Below are 20,556 nucleotides of genomic sequence, written 5' to 3'. Positions count from 1 at the left end.
AACTTCACCCGGAAGCAATAGCCGACGGAACCTCCACCAGCGACCTTGCGCCCACCCCCAGCCGGAAACGGACATAGCCTTACGAACCGCCCACTCAGGATGCATGAGTGGCTACGGCGACGTCATTTGGGACCACCGAGGCGCCTCGAAGTGGCCCCGATCTGTGAAGATCGCCTCCCGGAAAGGCGGCCGGGAATGCTCCACCTGGCCCTTCTGGCTCGTCACTCGCGGGTCCATCCAGAGCGTCGCGAAAGAGGCCCATGAACTGGGGCCCGCCGGAAGCGCCTCTCTGCAGCCGGAAAAGCACGCCGCACCCAGGCGAGCGACCGTCCCCCGCATCGACTCCGGTGTCGAGCTGGAAACCAAGCACGCCGGACACGCTGTCTCTCAACGCGTCTGGTGATGTTGTTGAGCCTGTCGTCTCGTGCCTGTGAAAACTCCCACTCGATGACAACCGGCCGCTGAAACCGCAAGCAGGTGAAGCAGAGGACGCCCTCCGCGTGGCTGGCCCGGCATTCCGTTGCTGTCGGATCGTTGGGAAGCCAGCAGGTCAGGGCAGCCTCGGATAACGGTTGCGGAGCAGGACACGGTCCACGGTGCTGTGCGGATGCACGTGCCGGTGTAGACCGAGGAGGTAGCCGGCGGCGCTACTGCGTAGTTGTCGGGCAGAAGTATGAGCCTGTACTGCTGACGAGAGGATCAGTGCGCCCAGAAGTCCGGCCTGCGCCGCGGTGTCAGGGATCGCCAAGGTGGCAGCTGCTGCAGCGGGCAGTACGGGCAACTTGAGCGACTTGATCCCCATCGTCGCCTGGGCCGGCTGAAGCCCGACACTGCGCAGTCCACGTCTGAGCTCTGCCAAGGGCAGCCTCACGTGGCGATCGGCGAGTGCTTCCAGGCGAGCGGCAAGGATCCCAGGGTCATCCGTCTCGGCCAGCCTAGTGAACTCGTCGGTCAGCGAATCCAGATGAGCCCGGAACGCATCGAACTCGGCATGGAGCGTCTTCCGTGCGGCCACGATCTTCTTGACCGGAACGTTCTCCAGGGACGCTGGCACTACGGTCTGGATGGCGAGAACCGCATACATCGCGGCGACCCCGTCGGCCGAGTGCCGCCTCGGCGCGACCCACACGGGGTCGAGCAGTTCTCCCGCGATCGCCTCGGTGGTCCAGCCCTCCACGTCGCCGAGATTGTCCGGCTGGTCCGTGACAAGCTTGGCTTGGTTTGCATCCGCGACACGCGACGCGAGCGCGGTGAGGAACACCGCCGCGAGGCGCGGATGCATGCCAAGCCATCGTCGGCCGTGGTCGTCGTCGGCCATCACCGCGAGCCCCGCCGCGAGGAGTATGTCCTCGGCCAGGTACATGCCCTTGTTGTCGAGATCGACCCATTCCACGAGGTGCCGGTCGGGTGTCCCCGGCACTCGGTGGAACGGAGCGTCGCGGACCGTCCGCGAAGGAACAGCAGGAAGCCGTTCACGTAGGTCGTGGAGACGACTCTCTACGAAATTGAGGAAGTCCAGCCCGGTCTCGTGGCTGTACCACTCCGGGGAGACGTTGACCATCAGGCCGAGCTCGCCGTTCAGGACCTCGGCCGTGCGGCTCTCCTGAATGGGATAGTCCTCCGGAACGATCCGGCCGATGTTCGGCCAGTACAAGGCTGCCGCCTTTAGCCACGTGTCGTCCTGGACGTGAATGTACGGGTAGTAGATCGCGAGATCGCGCATTCCAGCCCCCCCATGGCGCCCGCAGGATTGCTCCGCACCAGGATAGACGCGACCACGCTCTCTGAGACGCGAGAAAACTCGTACAACTGATCAGAGCGTTCCATGCGAGTGAAGTGCAGAGAAGGTCCAAGATCCACCACTCGATGGACCTGTGGCTCTGTCCCAGCGGCTGACCACGGCGCTCGCCTCCACCATCGGCCCGCGTCTGCCCGCGAGTGACGAGCCAGAAGGGCCAGGTAGAGCATTCCCGGCCACCTTTCCGGGAGGCGATCTTCACAGATCGGGGCCACTTCGAGGCGCCTCGGTGGTCCCAAATGACGTCGTCGTAGCCAGCATGAGCAGCCGCACACGCCGCAGAACCGGCAACGGCAGCCGGTGCAGCAGCGCCGCCAGGAACGCCCGATCGCCCGGAGTGAACCGTACGCGGGCACCACCGAGTTGGCGTTCGAGCACTGTGATCTGATGGCGGAGGGCCAGGATCTCCGCATCCTTGTCCCGGTCGCTCATCGGCAGCAGACGCAGCAACGCGAACGCGTTGGTCACTCCCAGGTAGGCCAGTCGCAGCAGCACGGTCGATCATCATGACGCGTCGACTACCGGCTACGCGAGAGCGCCTACTCGAGCGACGAGGCCGACGACCGCCAGTCCAGGTGCAGGCTTCCGACCAGGGCGGATGACATTCTCGGCAAGCGCAACGTGGGCGCCCACGTCGCCTGGGTACGCAGGTCGCGGCATGGCGCCGCCGTAGCAGCTCGCGATGCTAGTGCAAGATGGTCTCGGGGCGGACCAGCAGCAGAAGGTGCCGTAGTCCGTCTTTGGGGAGGTGGTGGAGCAGGCAGGCGAGGACAACGCGATCGCTATCGGTGAAGGCAGGCTTGCCGACCTGACGCTGCAGGACCAGCAGCTGGTGCCGGAGCACGAGGATCTCGATGTCCTTGTCTCTGTCGCTCATAGGCAGGAGACGTAGGAACGCCAGGGTGTTGGTCGCCGAGGTAGGCCAGGCGCAGCAGGACGACAGATCATGATGCCGTCGGGGCCTTGCGCAGGTGAAGACGCCGGGGTGAGCGTCGGCCAAAGTCGAAGATCTCTGAACAAGCTCCCACCTGCGTGGATGATTTACCGGCACCCACCATGCGCCGGTGTTCCTCGAGCACGGCACCCGGCGACTGCGCATCACCGGGGTCACCGCCCACCCGACCCGGGACTGGGCGGTGCAGCAGGCGCGGAATCTCACCTCCGACCTGGGCATACGCATCGAGTCCCTGCGCTTCTTGTTACGCGACCGCGATGGCAAGTACGGCGAGGCCTTCGACGCTGTCTTCCAGTCCGAGGAGATGGAGATCCTCAACAGTGCGCCACAGGCTCCCCGCATGCACGCGCACTGCGAACGCATCATCGGCAGCATCCGACGCGAGGCCCTCGACCACGTTCTCATCATGGACGACGCCCATGCCCGCCGCGTCCTCGCGGCCTACGAGCGGCACTACAACGAACACCGACCCCACCAGGCCCGCAACCAGCGACCACTCGACGCTCACAAACAACCCGCCGCGGCGCATGACCTCCACACCCACAGAGTCGAGCGCACCCGGACCCTCGGCGGCCTCATCAATGAGTACAGATATGCAGCATGACATGCAGCGATGACTTTTCGAGCGGCACAGGATGGTTGCGGCGGCGACCCGATGGCCAAGCCGTCGCAGTTCACCTTGAATCCTGACGTATCCCCAGGTCGAGTTCTCCCGCGCCAGGCGCTGGATGAGCGCGACTGTCTCTTCTGACAGCGGTGGTCGGCCAGGCCCGCGCGGTGTTTGGCGCCATTTCCAGCGCACCAGACGGCGGTGCCAAGTCAGCAGTGTGCCCGGGGTGACCAGCCGATGGCGACGTAAGACGGGTGGCAGGGCCCGGACGACGGGATGCTCATCCGTACCAGGTGATGTTGCAGATATAGATGCAGTGGTGGCGTGGTACTGAGAGGAAGCTGATGAAGCCGCGTCCGCCGAGAATGTCGAATTCCCTGTCAGCGGCCAGTCCGGGATCCCCACGTACGGCCAGTTGAGATGTCACTCTCGGTTTCGGATTGACCGGTTCCTGATGTGGCCGGTCACGTACAGGTGGACGCGATGGGATGCCGGCCAGGTCGGTACCGGGCACAGGCGATCAACTGTCTGCGCAGGCGTCTTGGCCGACGAGTTGTGCCACGCGCTCCATGCAGCGGATCCGGGCAGGAGAGAAGTCGTAGGGCATCTTGGTGATCGCCTCCAAGGCGCCCATCTGCGTGTCCTCCTGCTCTGCCAGGTCGGCGTCGTAGGTCTCGAAGAGCTCGTCATCGGCCGTGTCAAGCCCGGCTGCCGAGATGGCCTGTAAGAGGGCCATGTGGTGGGTGTATCGCTGTACGGCGATTTCCTCGACGCGCGGGTCATCGGGGTCGACGCCGTCGTCGAGGGCGGCCTCAGCCTCGTCGAGACGGTCCTCCTCGGCCCGTAGGGCGGGATGGGTGGCCAGCACGATGTACACGCTGGCCTGTATGGCGGAGCCGAGCGGACCGAAGATCCGTTCCGTGACCAGCAGGGCCTCCATGTCGGAGGCGCGCAATGCGCCAGGGGGCAGGTGGCTGAGCCGATCCGTCACCAGCTCGGAGAGCAGGCCCTGCGGGCTGCCCACAGCCCGCAGGCGCCCGACGGCCGCGCGCTGACGTTTGATGTCGGCCTCCTGGACAGCCAGGGATTCCTCCAGCCGGCCCAGGGTCTCCTCGATGTCCCCGGATTCGTCGAAGGCAGCTCGCATGTCGTCCAGACTGATACCGACCTCCGCCATCCTGCGGATCCACAACAGGCGGATCATGTCGTCGTAGCCGTAGCGGCGGCGGCCGTCTCCACCGCGCTCGGGTTCCGGCAGCAGACCGATCTGGTGGTAGTGGCGGATAGCGCGTGGGGTGGTCCCGGCGAAGGCGGCAGCAGCGCCGATCTTGACCTGGCGGGGCGGTACGGAGGGGTACATCGCAGACGGAGCCTTTCGTGCTGTGGTGCCTCGACGACACCACATGCCGCTACGGCAGGTGCAACAACACACCGCCCGGGTTCCACCGACCGCGAGGCCTGGCCACCGCCGGAACCGATCACTGTGACGAGGCATCCCGCATCCCACTGGCAGACCTCTGCACCCTCATCCGCCAGCCGTTGTGTGCCACGAATTAACACGCAGAGTGATATCGGCGGCCAGATAACTCCCCACCAAGTGGCCGCCGCTGGGGAATTCCAACTGGCCGCCGACATTCCCGGAGTCCGCCTTCTCGGTCGAAGGGTCGACCAACCTTCGCCGCGTCGACACCCAGCGCGGCGAGTTCGGTCGCCAGCCGTTCGACCTCTGCCACGACGCCTGGCGCAAGTCCGTCGGCGACGTACTCCTCGCTTGGGTTGTACTCCCAGGTCCAGTCGGTCACAGCCCCGCCTCGGCCTCCGCGGCCTTGCGGATCTGCTGAATTTCGTGGATGGCCGCCGTCGGGTCCCGTTCGGCCATATCGACAATCCGTTCGAGTTCGCGGAGGCGGGCGGCGCGTTCCGGATGCCGCTCGATGGCGACGAACACGGCCCATGAGTGGACGAAAGCCCGCAGGGGCGCGAGGCTCTGTGTCTGCTGTGCGTTTGTGGTCGCCTCGAACAGGTGCTGAGTGAGCGCAGGGATTCTGCTGGGAGCGATCCGGGCGACAGCCGCGCGCAGTGCGTCAGGCGTGAGGTCAGGCATAGGGATAAGGGGTCCATACGGGCCGTCTGGCTGCGCGCTCACGATGACCTCCGGTACGTGGTTTGCTCGTCGCACCATACCGTGGGGGTGCGGCAGCCGTGGGTGACTCCGGTCGGCTCCGCACGCCGTCGCATGGGCTATCTGTCGCGATCGGGGAGTAGCTGATTGTCGCGTTCTCGTAGCGCGCAAGAGCGCGGTCGGGTGCCGAACCGAGCGCTACGGTGCGGTACGGATGGATACGGAGAGTGGCCCCTGGCTGGGGGTCAAGGGGTCGCAGGTTCAAATCCTGTCGTCCCGACCAGCATCATCGCAGGTCGGAGGCCGTTTCCGCGGGTAGCGGAAGCGGCCTTAACCATGTCCGGGCTGGGAGCAAGTGGGAGCCCTCTGGGAGCCCTCGTGCTCCCAACTCGCAGACGTGTCAACGGTGCCCGATTCGTCCGTCACCCGATCCGGTAGACCTACCGCGCCGTACCGCGCCCCCACGCGCCGTCGTCAACCACAGGTCCCCGATGTCACCCGGTCGATTCGGATGCTCTCTGCATCGAGAGGTATAAGAACCCCTTGTCGGCACTCGACCCCCTTTCGAGGTGGGAGCACGATCTCGTGCTCCCCATGCGACAGGGGGAAGCTGCGGGCTGAGGCCCTCGGTCGGCGTGTTTCCGCAGGCAGCCGGTGCTCGGGTGTCCCGGTCGCAAGGTGCCTGCCGCGTCAAGACGAGGTAATACCCCTTGGCGTCCGCCGGCAGACGGGGCACTCCCAGGGCGTGAGCGCCCTATCGGGCTCTATGGCGCTGTAGCGAGAAAGTCGGCAGATGCCCTCGCGCGCATAAATAGTGTGCCAAGCGTTGCTGGGCTGGCCGCAGAGCGTCTTCGCAGGGGGGGCAGGGCATCAGCTCGGTCGTCCTTGGGGTGGAAGGTCAGCGGGATGGCCGGGCCGTGTCTGGACGGTGGTGCGCGAAGTGACGGGCTGCTGGCCAGGGTATTGCGACAAATCTGGTGTTGGCGTTACACGGTGACGGTCGGTTGAGCCTTGCGGGTGCCGGTAAATCATCCACGCAGGTGAGAGCTTGTTCAGAGATCTTCGACCTTGGCCGACGCTCACCCCGGCGTCTTCACCTGTGCCGATGAGCGACAGAGACAAGGACATCGAGATCCTGGTGCTCCGGCATCAACTGCTGGTCCTGCAGCGTGTGCCGTTCAGAAATCTGTCGCGGCTGGTCAGGCCGCGTACCTGTACTCGTTGATCAGGCCGCCGAGGACGCGAGTCTGGAGTAGTCGTCGCGGAGTGCTCGAGTCGGTCAACGCTGCGACCTGGCGGTCGCAAAGGGGCGGACGTTGCCCTCGGGCCTGATGGGGTTGGCTTTATTCACGAGTTGTGGTTCTGGCTCACTTTCCGTGGAGGGCTGACTGAGTGTGATGTCAGTGGCGTGTGGTGGCATGGCCGGACTCTGCTGCCGTGACCTGCTGGGAGACCGCCTTCATGTCCGTGTACTCGTCTCTGACCCACGCCCTGGCCGCGGCCTTGGCCGATGTCCTGTGGTTCATCGAGGGCAGTGAAGACGAGCAGATGGATCCGGACGACGCCGTCAAGGTCCTGGAGGGTGTCGCCCACCTGCTCAGCAAGCTGTCGAGCGACCAACGGAGCGAACTCATCGATCTGCTCGGGTCGATGGCCGAAGCCGAGTCCGACCCCGCGCGGCGGGAGTTCCTGGATGGGTTTCCGGAAGGCTTCGGGCTCCTTGATGATGCAGTCTGACCTGTGCATCACGAGTAGAGCAGGACGCGCTTGCGGAGAAGCCGGAAGCCGGCCCGGCCGAACATCTGGCGTTTGAGCATCTTGATCCGGTTGACGTGGCCTTCGACGACCCCGGAGCTCCAGGGCAGGGTGAGGCCGGCGATGACTGCATCGCGGTCACGGTCGATGCCCGCGGCGAGGGTATGGAGGCCGGGGAGGTTGTCTCGCCGGACGGCATCGAGTTGTTGACCGGACTACCGAGCGACACGCCGGATGTGACCGCATCCTCCGCATGGCCTAGTCGGTAGACGTTGCGTATCCGAACTGCGAGGGAGCGCAACGAAGTTGGACGCGGCATCTCGTGACATCCAGTCGGTCCGTCTCCCGCGATGGGGGCGGGTGGCTGTTGGAGCTGGGGCGGTGCCCTGGCTGGTCTTCGATGAGGAAGGAAGAGCGGTGGAGCCGATTCGCAGGTTCCTGATCGACTTCGTCGCTCGGGACAATAGGCCGGGCAGCGTCCGCAGCTACGCCTTCGATCTTCTGCGCTGGTGGCGGTGGCTTCGGGTGGTCCAGGTCGAGTGGGACCGGGCCACTTCGGCCGAGGTACGCGACTTCGTCCTGTGGCTGCGCGTCACGACGAAGCCTCGGAGGTCGGCGCGGACGCACTCGGCAGCGACTGCGGGGACGACCAACACGATCACGAAGAAGCCGTACCTGGACGACCTCTACAAGCCGCGCACGATCCGGCACAGCAACGCCGTGCTCCGCAGCTTCTACGAGTTCTGGATCGAGTCGGGCAGCGGTCCGCTGGTCAACCCGGTGCCGCTGGCCCGGAGCGTGAGGCGACGACCGCACGCCCATCACAGCCCGCTGGATCCGTACGGGAGCGAGGGGCGGCTGCGCTACAACCCCAAGGTCCCGCGCCGGCTCCCGCGACAGATGCCGGATGAGCGATGGAACGAGTTGTTCGCGGCCCTGCGGTCGAACCGGGACCGGGCGATCCTCGCGCTCGGCATCAGCAACGCTGCTCGCGCCTCCGAGCTCCTCGGTGTTCGCGGCGTCGACGTCGACTGGGGCGATCAGCTGGTACGCGTCGAGCGCAAGGGCTCCCAGGCCGAGCAGTGGCTGCCCTCCAGCCCGGAGTCGTTCATCTGGCTGCGGCTCTACCAGAGTGAAGGGCCGCCGCTCGATCCGCAGGAGCCCCTGTGGTGGACCCTGCGCCGACGTGATCACGGCGAAGGGCTGAACTACCAGCCGCTGAACTACGAGGCCCTGCGCGCGGTATTCCGCCGGGCCAACGCCCTGTTGGGCACGAACTGGTCGATGCACGACCTGCGGCACACCGCCGCGCTGAGGATGGCCCGGGACAAGCGCCTGACGCTGCGAGACGTGCAGACCATCCTCGGGCACGTGCACCTCAGCACGACCGCCGACATCTACCTGGTCGAGGAGGAAGAGCAGGTCATCGCCCGGGTCCAGGAGTACCTCGCGGACCGTGAGGAGCGCGCGAAGTATCCCGCGCCACCGACCGCCGTCGCCACGGGTTACGAGGCGAGCGACCTGGCGGTGCTGTTCGGGGGTGGTCAGGCATGAGCTTCATGGGAGGACGACGCGCCAACCGGACCCGGCAGGCCGGGACCGGCACGACGCCAGCGCGACCGCTGTTCGTCGAACATGACCTGAAGGCCGACGAGAACCGCGTCGGCCCGCACGACAAGCGCACCTGCGACGAGGTCCTGGCGCTGCTTCCCGCCTCACCGCTCTGGCCACGAAAGTCGGACCGCCTCAGCGTCGATCCCGCCGTGAGGTTCCTGGCCTTCTCCGGCCGGATCCTGGAGTGGTTGGAGTCGTATCCCGGGGACGGCTGGCAGGCACGGTGGCGGGCGGCCGGCGCCGACCAGGGCAAGGAGGTCGTGCTCGCCGGAGTGCTGGGTGACGACCAACGGGACTCCATGCGCAACGGCGTGATCTCGGGCATGAACCAGCTGATGATCAACCGGATCGTGCTGCCGGGCTACGGCTTCCTGCGCGGCTACAAGGCGATGCGGCTCTTCAAGAACGTCCAGTTGCTCTTCCCCGACGGCAAGCTCGAAGAGATCCGCCGCTACGGCGCCGACGTCGGCATGACGGGCCGCCACATCGACGAGGGCCTCCGCCTGATCTCGTCGGTCATCCTGCATACCGGCCGTGACCTCGATCAGCTCACCATGGAGGACATCTTCTACCTTCGGGCCCGGGACCGGCGCGCAAGTGGCGAGGCATACGTCGGCACCCACAGCGCCTGGGACCTGTTGCGCGGGGTGGGCATTCTCCAGACCAAGGACACGCTCAAGGACGCACTTCGGCACGGACAGCGGCCGACCGCCGAACTCGTCGACTCCTACAACATCCAGTCCACCCAGATCCGCAACGTGCTGGTGCGCTACCTCGACGAACGGCGGCCGGCCGTCGACTACGGCACCTTCCGCGGACTGGTACGCGAACTGGCCGGCGTCTTCTGGGCAGACATCGAAGCCCACCACCCCGGCATCGAGACACTTCGGATCCCCGAGGACGTCATTGACGCCTGGAAGCAGCGGATTCTGACCTACACCGACAAGAGCGGCCAGGTCCGCGAGCGACGCTCGCGCATCGACGTGATGATGCGCATCCGGGGCTTCTACCTCGACATCCAGGAGTGGGCGCACGAGGACCCCTACTGGGCCCAGTGGGCCGTCCCCAGCCCGATTACCAGGGGCGACGGCGCGGGCCACAACAAGCTGCTCAAACAGACCACAGCTCGGATGCACCAGCGGGTGCGGGAACGGCTGCCGCACCTGCCGGTGCTCGTCGAGACGGCGGAGCGAGTACGCCGTGAAGCCGCCGAGCTCCTGGAGGCGGCCCGCTCCACCCCGTTCAACGACGTCTTCGAGCACGCCGGGAAGCGCTACCTGCGGGTGCTTCCCGCGGTTAACCAGGTGCCCAGCCGCCCCGACCACGGCTCACTGCACGTCTTCATCAAGGAAGTCGGCAGCACCGCGCGGCGGGTCAACCAGACCCTCGTCGAGGACGACGCCTTCTGGGCCTGGGCCGTCATCGAGACCCTGCGGCACACCGGCGTCCGGGTCGAGGAGCTCACCGAGCTGACGCACCTGGCGCTGGTCTCCTACAAGCTCCCCGATCAACTTCCCGACAAGGGTGAGGTCGTTCCGCTGCTGCAGATCGTGCCGTCCAAGAGCAATGAGGAACGGCTGCTGCTGGTCAGTCCCGAGCTGGCCAGCGTCCTGGCCACGATCATCAAGCGCCTGCGCGACGCGAACGGCGGGAAGATCCCGCTGGTTTCCCGCTACGACTCCCACGAGCGCGTCACCGGCCCCCAGCTCCCGCACCTCTTCCAGCGCCGTCCCTACTGGCAGTCGGCGGTTTTGAGCGAGGCCGCCGTGAAGCGCCTCCTCGACCGCATCCTGGAATGCACCGGCCTACGTGACGCGGCAGGCGAGCCCCTTCGCTACACGCCCCACGACTTCCGCAGGATGTTCGCGACCGAGGCCGTCACCGGCGGCCTGCCCGTCCACATCGCCGCTCGCATCCTTGGACACAAGACGCTGACCACCACTCAGGCATATCTTGCCGTCTTCCAAGACGACTTGATCAGGACCTATCGCGGCTTCCTGGACCGTCGTCGCGCGGCACGTCCGCAGGAGGAGTACCGGGAGCCCACTCCGCAGGAGTGGCGCGCCTTCCAGCAGCACTTCGAGCTCCGCAAGGTCTCGCTCGGCACGTGCGGGCGTCCCTACGGAACTCCCTGCAAGCACGAGCACGCATGCATCCGCTGCCCAGTTCTTCAGATGGACCCTCGCCAGAAGCCCCGCCTCATCGAGATCATCCAGAACCTCCGCGACCGCATCCGAGAGGCCCGCGCCAACGGCTGGCTTGGTGAGGTCGAGGGACTTCAGGTCAGCTTCGACGCCGCGATGGCCAAGCTCAAGAGCCTCAAGAACACCCCCACCGACGGACGCCCTCAACTGGTCGACCTCGGCATGCCCGTCTTCACCGACGACGCACCGCCGCCTCAACCGGATGAAGGGAGCCAATGACCAGAACGACCTGAGCACTGCGGGCGGAAGCTGTCCAGTTCAGGAGGTCGCAGGCAGCGGCCCAGTCGCGCTTCGTTCCGTCAGGTTCCGACATGTCTGAAGGCGCGTGACTGTCCCACCATGTCGAACAGCGAGGTCAGACAGGTATGGACTTCCTTTGTCTGCTTCAGAAGCGTTGCGAAGGCATTGTCACGGCGGCCATCCTCCGTACTCAAGAGGTCGCTTAGGAGACGTTCCACCATCGACCGACGCCCAAAGTGAGGAGGCGGCTCAAGTGCGACGACCGCCTTCCTCACCACCAGGTACGCACGCGGTTCCATCCATCGGAGTCCAAGCTCTTCCAGCCGTGGCCTGATTTCGCGGTCCAGCCGATGCCACGCGATAGAGATCTCTTCAAGCCATGCCTCAAACCGCTCCGACCCCAGCCGAAAGCCAGAGTCGAGTAGCTGCGACATTGCAGCATCTCGCTCCTGGTACTTCTGCTGGACCAAGTCGGCGTTGGACTGGCTCAAGGCAAGCATCAACTCGCGGTTCACCTGATCTAGTCTCATCAGGGCCTCTGCCAGCGAGCGCTGGGAGCGGGTAGCGGCATCCCTGAATCCGTGCATCAGCGCGTACCGGAACTCTCGGACGGCTACCTCAGCCCTGTTACGAGCTGATCGTCGATCCGAGGCCTCAGCCTGTACAGCACTTAGATGCGAAAGGGCGATCAGCGCTGTGGGGACACCGAACAACAGACTGGTGAAACTCGACGCCAAGTTGGTCAAGAAGCTGCGATCGTCCCACCAGTGATGGCCATCGCCGTAGACCCCGAGCCCTACGGCAAGGAAACCCAGCGGAACGCAGACGTACGCCACCCACCGGATCGCGATGGGTGTGTCCCGCCACCAAGCCTTGACTCGACCGGTCCAGCTGAACCAGCTCCACACTGAGGTCCTCCCTAGGCCTGATCGTCGAGCGCGACGTTAGCGGCCGACGCAGACTGACTGAAAGCCGGTTCTTGATCGCTTTCTTAGTCCGGAAAAGAGCCACTGCGGCAGCCGTTCGCCTTGGCGCTCGGTGAGCATCTGACCGAAGGAGCGGACGTGGCCGCCAGCTCCCGCATCCGGGACAGACGGCCCCAGCCACCGTGCTTCGAGCCTCTATGCGTACCGCCTCGTCGTTCACGTCGACCGACAGCACCGCCACGTCGGCGATCGACGGGAACAGCAGCTCCTCCAGCCGGAGCACCCTTTCTTCCACGGGCCGAACTGTCAGCCACACCGCACCCGGTACGGGCCAGTTCCGGGCAACCTCCCCAAGGTCCACCCGCCCGACAACCGTCACTCAGCGTGCATGCTCCACGGAATGTGAGCCAGAACCAAATCAGGGTCTGGCACAAGTTCCGTGATCGGAACGCTGGGGCATCCGGTCAGAGGTCGAAGAGGGCTTCTTTCTGAGGACCCGAGTTGGGTGCGAGGATGGCGCGAAGGAGGCTGATGCTCTGCCGCCACTTCGGGCCATCGGGTGCATCGCGCCAGAGTTCGGCGAGCTCGGAGTCCTCGGCGACCACTCGGTCGAGTGCTTCGACGGCCAGTGGCTGAAGATCGTCGGCGAAGGGCGGCAGGGCTTCTTCAGGACCGTAGCTTGTGCTGATTTGTTCACCACCTGGGCACTGCGCCGCGATGAGGGCGGCGGCTCCGACGGCTTCTTGGCCTTGGTGGCTTTCGAGGTAGTCCGGGATCTGGACGGCACGGTTGAGTGTTGCCCGTACAAGCTCCTCTCGTTTGTCCGGGACTGTCTCGTCCAAGGTGTAGGCGAAGTCGGCGGCCTCGTCGTTGTCGAATGGGCCAACGTCCCAAGTCCCCATAGTGGCCTCCTCGCCCTGGATCCGGGCTGATCATCGCATCGACCGCTGACAGCGGGTCAGGAGAGCAGGACGCGTTTCCGTAAGAGCGCGAACCCCGCGCGTCCGAACATCTGCCGTTTGAGCATCTTGATCCGGTTGACCGTTCCTTCGACTGGGCCGGAGTTCCAGCCGGTGGTCAGTCCGGCGGTCACCGCGTCGAAGTCGCTGTGCAGGCCGGTGGCGAAGCTACTGATGCCGGGGAGGTTGGCCTTCGCGGCCTCGGTGATCCACTCGGGCAGACGGGTGCCGCTGAGCGTGGTGAGCATCTCCGCGAACGAGCTGGTCAGCTCGGCTGCGGACGCCAGCTCGGGGCAGTGGTCGAGTACGGCTTTGCGGTGCAGATTTTCCTCCTCGGTGAGGGTGGCCGGGTGCCGGGTGAGCCAGCCGGTCACCTGCCGCACCGATGGTGGTGGCGGGGCGGGGGTGAAGCCTTCTGGCCTGGACAGGTCGCGCCGGGCCCAGTCGCGGACGGTGGAGTAGTGGCCGCGGAAGCCGCGGGCTGTGATCTCGCGGTGGAGGTCCAGGACGGTCACCTTCCCGGCGGTCTCGGCCCAGCGTTGTGTCAGGAAGGGCTTGAAGGGGTCGAGCTTGCTGGGGAGTTGGCGTTTGCGGCCCTTGACCATGTCCTGCCAGTGGGCGGCGCGTGCGTACCGCTGGACGGTGTGCCGCCCCCAGCCCAGGTGACGGGCGATATGGCGGAGGCCCATGCCTTGGGCGAGAAGATCGTGAACGAGAGCGTGGTGGGCACGGGCCCGCTCGGCGAACTTTGCCCTTGCCGGAAACGTCATCCATGCAGGTCACGCCGTATGCCGGTACTCGTGGAGGATGCCGCCGAGGCGATCGTGTCGACGTATCTTGAGGTGGGCTAACGTGTCCGGATCGTCGATCGGCGGGGGCAATGGGTGCAGCGGCCTGGCGTTCGCGATGCCCTGGTGTGGTCGGTGTCCGTTGTAGAACTGCTCGAACTCGCGCAGGGTGGCGAGCAGATGTCGTTGGTTCCAGATCAACGTCCGGTCCAGGAGCTCGCGGCGACAGGTCTGTCTCCATCTTTCCGTGATCGAGTTCATCCTCGGCATCTGGATGCCGCTGAGCACGACCTCGATCCCCGCGTCCTTGAGGACGGCATCGAACAGTTCGGGGAACTTCCCGTCCCTGTCCCTGATCATGAACCGTGCCCGGCAGCCGAGGTCTTCGAGGTCCATGACGAGGTTTTTCGCCGCTTGGGCTACCCAGGAGGCGGTCGGATGCGTGGTGGCGCCCAGGATCCGGATCCGGCGACTGCTGTGTTCGATCACCACGAGCGCATACATCCGCATGCCCGACAGGGTGACTGTTTCCATGAAGTCGCAGGCCAGCAGGGCGTCAGCCTGGGTGCGAAGGAAGGTGGCCCAGGTGCTGGAGTTCCGCTCGGGTGCTGGGTCGATGCCGGCCTCCTTCAGGATTTCCCAGACGGTGGACGCGCCCACCTTCACCCCCAGTACGAGGAGCTCGCCGTGCAGGCGTCGGTATCCCCAGCTCGGGTTCTTCTTCGCCAGGCGCAGGACCAGGATGCGGATCGAGCGCACTGTAGGGGGTCGTCCCGGGCGTTTGGGCCGGCAGGAGGCGGCGTGGCGGCGTGTGACGAGGTTGCGGTGCCAACGCAGTACCGTGTCGGGGCGTACGAGCAGCCGTGACCTTCGCAGGACGTGCCGTGGCAGCCGGTGTAGGAGCGCTGCCAGGAATGCCCGGTCGCTCGGGGTGAACCGGATCTTTTCCTTGCCGAGTTGGCGTTCCAGCGCGGTGATCTGGTGGCGCAGGGCGAGGATCTCCGCGTCCTTGTCCCGGTCGGTCATCGGCAGCAGGTGAAGCATCGAAAATGCGTTCGACACGCCCAGGTAGGCCAGTCGCAGCAGCACGATCGATCATCATGACGTGCTGACGGCAGCGGCGCGAGAGCGTCGGCTCAGACGACCGCGGCCAGATTTCGGGAAACCCGATGCACCGGCCCCTACCAGGGCGGATGAGGTTTCTGGCAAGGGCACGTCCACCATGGCCCGCCGCGATTCGGCAGGCGCTGTCGTTGTGCGCGTGGGCGCCCGGCTGTGCCGCGCGCCCACGCTGCTCAGGATCGGTGCATGTCAGCTGTGGTCAGATGCCCTTGCCACAGTGCCAGGAGGTGTCGTTCCAGTTGAGATTGGCGATGCACACCCGGGACTTGTAGCCGGTGTGGTCCCAGTAGTAGCCGGTGGAGTCCTTGCGGTTGTTGACGATGTGCTGACCGGAGATGAACTTGTAGGCCCCGCCGTTGTGCTTGCGCTGAAGGATCATGGCGCAGTCGGTGCCGCTCCAGGACTGGACGAGCCCCTGGGCGAACCAGTGACCGTTGGTCTTCTTGGTGTTCATCCAGCCCTTGCAGGCGCCCCGTGTGACAACCGAGTCGGGTTCATATCCGTCGATGTGGACGCCTTGCTGCGCCGACGCGGTGGCCACCGGGCGGCCTGTGTTCGCTGCGTGGGCCGGAGCCGCCAGTGCGAGTCCGCTGGCCAGGGCGGCGGTTGCCGCTGCCAAGGCAATGTTCTTGTGTGTGTTCACGATCTTGTCCTCTCTCTGTGGGCCAGGCCCCAATAGCTGCTGCCGTGCGGATGCGGGCGTTGCCCACCCCCGTGGAGCTACGTTCGCGATTCGCGCGGCGCCGCTGTGGGGCGTTGTGTCTTCGAGTTCACCGGGGCCGGAATTGTTCGGCACCCCTGTTCCGCCACACCGAATAATGGGGTCAGCGTCGTGGCATGTGATGTGCTTGCCGCCGCATGGGCCGGTGCGTAGCTTGGCGGGCTGTCGGCTACGTGATGGTGGGGCGTCAAGAGGGGGACAGCCAGTGGCAGGTCGTCGTGAGAGTCCGCTGGATCCGGCTGCCGGGCCGGTGCAGAGGTTCGCGTTCGAGTTACGCAAGCTGCGTCAGGAGGCAGGCGCGCCCACCTACCGGGCGATGGCAGTGAACACGGACTACGGGGTGACGACGTTGTCCCGGGCGGCGGCAGGGGAGCAACTGCCGAGCCTCCCGGTGGTGCTGGCGTACGTGAAGGCTTGCGGTGGCGACCCTGAGGAGTGGGAGGAACGCTGGCGGCAGGCGGCGGCGGATGAAGCCGCCGAGCCGCGGGACGACGACGATGCCGAGCCTCCGTACCGGGGCCTGGCCCGCTTCGAGCCCGGTGACGCGGCCTTGTTCTTCGGCCGCGACCAGCTCATCGACGACCTGCTGCACCTGACCGCCCACCATCGGATCACGGCGGTGGTCGGCGCCTCCGGCAGCGGCAAATCCTCTCTGCTGCGCGCCGGCCTCATCCCCCGCCTGCGCACCACCGGCGACCCGCACTTACGCCCGGCCGCCCTGCGCGTCATCACCCCCGGCGGCCACCCGCTGCGCAGCCACGGCCAGCGGCTCACCCCGAAAGACGGCGAAAAAGGGGACACGTGGCTGGTCGTGGACCAGATGGAGGAGCTCTACACCCTCTGCACCGACCCGGCAGAACGCATCGCGTTCATTGACCGCCTGCTGACTGCCGCCGTGCCCGACAGCCGACTGCGGGTGCTGATCGCCGTACGCGCCGACTTCTTCGGGCACTTGGCCGGCCACCGTCCCCTCGCCGACGCGCTGCGCGAGGCCACCCTCCTGGTCCCGCTCATGAACCGCGACGAACTCCGCGAGGCCATAGTCAAACCCGCCCAAGCGGCAGGTCTCATCGTCGAACGCACCCTGACCGCCCGCATCATTGACGAAGTCGACGGCGAACCCGGCGCCCTGCCCCTGATGTCCCACGCCCTCCTGGAAACCTGGCACCGTCGCAAAGGCCGCGCCCTCACCGAAACCGCCTACAAAGCCGCTGGCGGCGTCCACGGCGCCATCGCCCAAACCGCCGAAGACCTCTACACCCACCTCACCCCCGACCAGGCTTCCTGCGCCCGGCGGATCCTGCTACGCCTGATCACCCCGGGAGAAGGCGCACAGGACACCCGACGTCCCGCACCCCGGGAGGAACTGGAGATAGCCACCTCCCCGGCCACCGCCACCGTACTGGAGCGCCTGGCGAAAACACGGCTGGTCACCCTCGACGGCCACACCGTGCACCTCGCCCACGAAGCCCTCATCGCCGCCTGGCCCCGGCTACGCAAATGGATCGACGAGGACCGCGACCGCCTGCGCCTCCACCGCCAGCTCACCGACGCCGCCCACACCTGGCAGACGCTCGACCGTGACCCCGGCGCCCTCTACCGCGGCACCCGACTCGCCACCGCCGAAGAAACCTTCCCCACCACCAATGCCAACGGCGACCTCACCCCGCTGGAAAGTGACTTCCTCACCAGCAGCTCCGCCGCCCGCCACCACGAAGAAGAAGCAGCGGCCCGCACCACCCGACGCCTGCGCCAGTTCGCCACCACCGTCTCGGTCCTGCTCGTGCTCGCCCTGACCGCTGGGCTGATCGCCTGGCAGCAATACCGGACCAGCGAACAGCAACGACACCAGGCGCTCACCGCCCAACAGATCGCCCTCTCCCGTCAGCTGGCCGCCCAGTCGGCCGGCCTCCTGGACTCCAACCCCGACCCGGCCTCGCTCCTGGCCGTCGAGGCATACCGGACCAGCCACACAAAGGAGGCCACTGCCAACCTTTTCGCCGCTGCGGCTGTCCCCCTTCAACACCGGCTGACCGGACACACCGGGGCCGTGGAGTCAGTGGCATTTAGCCCAGACGGCCGCACCCTGGCCAGCGACAGCGACGACAAGACGGTGCGCCTGTGGGACGTCACGACTGGTCGGCCCCGTACCGCCCTGACCACCCCACCCAACAAGCTCAGTCTGGTGGGCTTCAGCCCGGACAGCCGTACCCTGGCCAGCGGTGGGGAGGATGGGAAGGTCCGGTTGTGGGATGCGGCGACCGGCAAGCTCCGCGCCACCTTGACCAGACACGGGGCCGTGTGGTCGGTGGCGTTCAGTTTGGACGGCCGTACCCTGGCCAGCGGTGGGGAGGATGGGAAGGTCCGGTTGTGGGATGCGGCGACCGGCAAGCTCCGCACTACCTTGAGCGGACACGTCGGGGCCGTGGAATCGGTGACGTTCAGTCCGAACGGCCGTACCCTGGCCAGCGGTGGGGAGGATGGGAAGGTCCGGTTGTGGGATGCGGCGACCGGCAAGCTCCGCGCCACCTTGACTGGATACACCGGCATCCAGGGACCGACGGTCTTCAGTCCGAACGGCCGTACCCTGGCCAGTGGTGGGGAGGATGGGAAGGTCCGGTTGTGGGATGCGGCGACCGGCAAGCTCCGCGCCACCCTGAACGGACACACCGACTACGTATGGCCGTTCGCGTTCAGCCCGGACAGCCGCACTCTGGCCAGCGGTGGGGAGGATGGGAAGGTCCGGTTGTGGGATGCGGCGACCGGCAAGCTCCGCACTGCCTTGAGCGGACACGCCGGGGCCGTGGAATCGGTGACGTTCAGTCCGAACGGCCGCACCCTGGCCAGCGGCAGCAGCGACAAGACGGTGCGCCTGTGGGACGTGGCGGCTGGCAGGCTGCTTACTACCCTGACCGGACACACCGAGGAAGTGTTGTCGGTGGCGTTCAGTCCGGACGGCCACACCTTGGCCAGCGGCAGCAGCGACAAGACGGTGCGCCTGTGGGACGTGGCGACCAGGCTCCGCGCCACCCTGACCGCAGACGCCGAGGCTGTGGAGTCGGTGGCGTTCAGTCCGGAGGGCCGCGCTCTGGCCAGCAGTGGCAGTGACGGGAAGGTCCGGTTGTGGGATGCGGCGACCGGCCGGCAGCGCGCCACCCTGAACGGACACACCGACTTCAGAGGGTCGGTGGCGTTCAGTCCGGAGGGCCGCACTTTGGCCAGCAGTGGCAGTGACGGGAAGGTCCGGTTGTGGGATGCGGCGACCGGCCGGCAGCGCGCCACCCTGAACGGACACACCGACTACGTAGGTCCGGTGGCATTCAGCCCGGACAGCCGCACCTTGGTCAGCAATGGGAATGACGGGGAGGTCTGGTTGTGGGATGCGGCGACCGGCAGGCACCGCGCCACCCTGACTGGAGACACCGAAGGCTTGTCGTCGGTGGCGTTCAGTCCGGACGGCCGCACCCTGGCCAGCGGCGGGGAGGATGGCAAGGTCCAGTTGTGGGATGCGGCGACCGGCCAGCTGCGTACTACCCTGCTTGCGGACAGCCACGATGTGTGGTCGGTGGCGTTCAGTCCCGATGGCCGTACTCTGGCCAGCGGTGGGGAGGATGGGAAGGTCCGGTTGTGGGATGCGGTGACCGGCCGGCACCGTGCCAGCTTGACCGGACACACCGAGGCCGTGTGGTCGGTGGCGTTCAGCCCGGACAGCCGCACCCTGGCCAGCGGCAGCTACGACAAGACAGTCCAGCTCTGGGATGTCGCGACCGGCGGGCTACGTGCCAGCTTGACTGGGCATGCCGAGGGCGTGGGGTCGGTGGCGTTCAGTCCGGACGGCCGCACCCTGGCCAGCGGCAGCTACGACAAGACAGTCCGGCTCTGGGATGTTGATCTTCCTGACCCAGCTTCTTCCATCAGAAAGATCTGCCAAGCGGTCCACCGGTCCTTCACGCAAGGTGAGCGGTCGCTCTACCTCGCCGACCGACCCTCTGGCCCAGTGTGCCGATCTTGAGGCGCGAGGAATTGCAGTCAGACTGCTGCTGAGTTGGCAGGATTCCGTGTTACTGCGGCTCCGCTGTCGATCTCTCGGGCGAGGCGTGCGGCGTACTCGGTGAGGACCTGGCGGAGATGGACGTAGTGCTTGAGGTGCTGGGAGTGCGCGAGACGGTGCCAGTACTGGGTTCGACGGTTCTTCCAGCTCGCGGGCCTTGGCCTGGCGAGGCCCGCTTCCAGAGGACGGGGGCGAGTAGGACATCGCCTTGGGTGACTTGCGTCCAGACGAAGGCTGAGGCGGTCTGGCGTTTGAGGTCTCCCAGGTCAGGGGCACCACGGCGGGGTTAGCTGTGCGGTGATCTCCTCCCAGGCCGGGGCTGAGAGCCTGTGCCGCTCCAAAAGTCATCGCCCCAGGTGAGCGGGGTGTGGTCAGTCCGCTGGGATCATGCCCTTCATGATCGTGACCTTGCTTTACAAGTTGACCCGGAAGCTGCTGACTGTTCCATCAGTGCTCCTCCATCGCGAGACGGCGAAGGACGCGGAACTGCTGGTCCTGCGGCACGAGAACGCGGTCCTACGCCTGTCGGACTCTGTTGGTCGATGTGATGGTTCGCCTGAAATGACCTTCGGGTGCGGTGGACACTGCTCGTTGTTGGGTCTGTTTCCTGGGGGCGAGGGGGAGATCATGTCGATGCGTCCGTTGCCTGCGCCTGCGGTGCCTGAGTCCACGGCCGGGGTCGCCCGTGCTG

General features: G+C 66.3%; 13 protein-coding genes and 5 pseudogenes. 6 read left to right on the top strand and 12 right to left on the bottom strand.

What is annotated here, in order from left to right; all coding sequences use genetic code 11:
- Positions 1-550: 550 nt before the first annotated feature.
- From ACH4U7_RS51930 to ACH4U7_RS51920, 3 genes and pseudogenes are all read right to left on the bottom strand, one after another.
- On the bottom strand, positions 551-1,723 hold the full coding sequence (locus ACH4U7_RS51930; RefSeq protein ID WP_398534741.1) for a DUF6236 family protein: 1,173 nt from the start codon (positions 1,721-1,723) through the stop codon (positions 551-553).
- Positions 1,724-2,044: 321 nt separating this feature from the next.
- Positions 2,045-2,293 (bottom strand): annotated as a pseudogene (locus ACH4U7_RS51925) (hypothetical protein); the annotation flags it as partial.
- Between the two features lie 124 nt (positions 2,294-2,417).
- Positions 2,418-2,733, bottom strand: a pseudogene (locus ACH4U7_RS51920) (integrase); the annotation flags it as partial.
- A 129-nt stretch (positions 2,734-2,862) separates the two neighbouring features.
- Here ACH4U7_RS51920 and ACH4U7_RS51915 point away from each other — a divergent pair.
- Entirely contained in the window at positions 2,863-3,357 is a 495-nt protein-coding gene (locus ACH4U7_RS51915) for an integrase core domain-containing protein (protein ID WP_398534740.1), read from the top strand.
- Positions 3,358-3,387: 30 nt separating this feature from the next.
- On the opposite strand, the pseudogene ACH4U7_RS51910 reads toward ACH4U7_RS51915, so the two are convergent.
- From ACH4U7_RS51910 to ACH4U7_RS51900, 3 genes and pseudogenes are all read right to left on the bottom strand, one after another.
- A pseudogene (locus ACH4U7_RS51910) lies at positions 3,388-3,672 on the bottom strand (helix-turn-helix domain-containing protein); the annotation flags it as partial.
- A gap of 211 nt (positions 3,673-3,883) precedes the next feature.
- Positions 3,884-4,723, bottom strand: coding sequence for a MerR family transcriptional regulator (locus ACH4U7_RS51905; protein WP_398534739.1), 840 nt, complete (start codon positions 4,721-4,723; stop codon positions 3,884-3,886).
- Positions 4,724-5,161: 438 nt separating this feature from the next.
- The gene (locus ACH4U7_RS51900; RefSeq protein ID WP_398534738.1) at positions 5,162-5,467 is read right to left on the bottom strand and encodes a hypothetical protein; all 306 of its coding nucleotides are present in this window, start codon (positions 5,465-5,467) and stop codon (positions 5,162-5,164) included.
- Between the two features lie 1,479 nt (positions 5,468-6,946).
- Here ACH4U7_RS51900 and ACH4U7_RS51895 point away from each other — a divergent pair.
- Positions 6,947-7,222, top strand: coding sequence for a hypothetical protein (locus ACH4U7_RS51895; protein ID WP_398534737.1), 276 nt, complete (start codon positions 6,947-6,949; stop codon positions 7,220-7,222).
- Between the two features lie 8 nt (positions 7,223-7,230).
- Here the strand turns inward: ACH4U7_RS51895 and ACH4U7_RS51890 are convergent.
- Positions 7,231-7,440: pseudogene (locus ACH4U7_RS51890) on the bottom strand (transposase); the annotation flags it as partial.
- A gap of 217 nt (positions 7,441-7,657) precedes the next feature.
- Here ACH4U7_RS51890 and ACH4U7_RS51885 point away from each other — a divergent pair.
- Both ACH4U7_RS51885 and ACH4U7_RS51880 read left to right on the top strand, forming a co-directional pair.
- The gene (locus tag ACH4U7_RS51885; protein WP_398534736.1) at positions 7,658-8,794 is read left to right on the top strand and encodes a tyrosine-type recombinase/integrase; all 1,137 of its coding nucleotides are present in this window, start codon (positions 7,658-7,660) and stop codon (positions 8,792-8,794) included.
- Complete coding sequence (locus ACH4U7_RS51880; RefSeq protein WP_398534735.1) at positions 8,791-11,277, top strand: tyrosine-type recombinase/integrase; 2,487 nt, start codon at positions 8,791-8,793, stop codon at positions 11,275-11,277. Before ACH4U7_RS51885 ends, ACH4U7_RS51880 begins: the two co-directional genes overlap by 4 nt.
- An 80-nt stretch (positions 11,278-11,357) precedes the next feature.
- On the opposite strand, the gene ACH4U7_RS51875 is transcribed toward ACH4U7_RS51880, so the two are convergent.
- From ACH4U7_RS51875 to ACH4U7_RS51855, 5 genes are all read right to left on the bottom strand, one after another.
- Entirely contained in the window at positions 11,358-12,206 is an 849-nt protein-coding gene (locus tag ACH4U7_RS51875) for a hypothetical protein (RefSeq protein ID WP_398534734.1), read from the bottom strand.
- A gap of 482 nt (positions 12,207-12,688) precedes the next feature.
- On the bottom strand, positions 12,689-13,126 hold the full coding sequence (locus ACH4U7_RS51870; RefSeq protein WP_398534733.1) for a DUF4259 domain-containing protein: 438 nt from the start codon (positions 13,124-13,126) through the stop codon (positions 12,689-12,691).
- Positions 13,127-13,182: 56 nt separating this feature from the next.
- Positions 13,183-13,953 carry a transposase gene (locus ACH4U7_RS51865; protein ID WP_398534732.1) on the bottom strand — a complete coding sequence of 257 codons (771 nt, stop codon included), beginning with the start codon at positions 13,951-13,953 and terminating at the stop codon, positions 13,183-13,185.
- A 9-nt stretch (positions 13,954-13,962) separates the two neighbouring features.
- Positions 13,963-15,060 (bottom strand): integrase core domain-containing protein, encoded by a 1,098-nt coding sequence (locus tag ACH4U7_RS51860; protein WP_398534731.1) that lies wholly within the window; start codon positions 15,058-15,060, stop codon positions 13,963-13,965.
- 232 nt (positions 15,061-15,292) lie between these two features.
- Entirely contained in the window at positions 15,293-15,736 is a 444-nt protein-coding gene (locus ACH4U7_RS51855; RefSeq protein WP_398534730.1) for a hypothetical protein, read from the bottom strand.
- A 283-nt stretch (positions 15,737-16,019) separates the two neighbouring features.
- Here ACH4U7_RS51855 and ACH4U7_RS51850 point away from each other — a divergent pair, with 283 nt between their 5' ends.
- Positions 16,020-19,826: a PQQ-binding-like beta-propeller repeat protein gene (locus tag ACH4U7_RS51850; RefSeq protein WP_398534729.1), complete on the top strand. Its 3,807-nt coding sequence runs from the start codon at positions 16,020-16,022 to the stop codon at positions 19,824-19,826.
- A gap of 435 nt (positions 19,827-20,261) precedes the next feature.
- Positions 20,262-20,556: pseudogene (locus ACH4U7_RS51845) on the top strand (hypothetical protein); the annotation flags it as partial.

The organism is Streptomyces sp. NPDC020845, assembly GCF_044334165.1.
Lineage (GTDB): Bacteria > Actinomycetota > Actinomycetes > Streptomycetales > Streptomycetaceae > Streptomyces.
The sequence above is the reverse complement of the archived record's forward strand: the minus strand, read 5'-3'. Positions and strand labels throughout refer to the sequence as shown.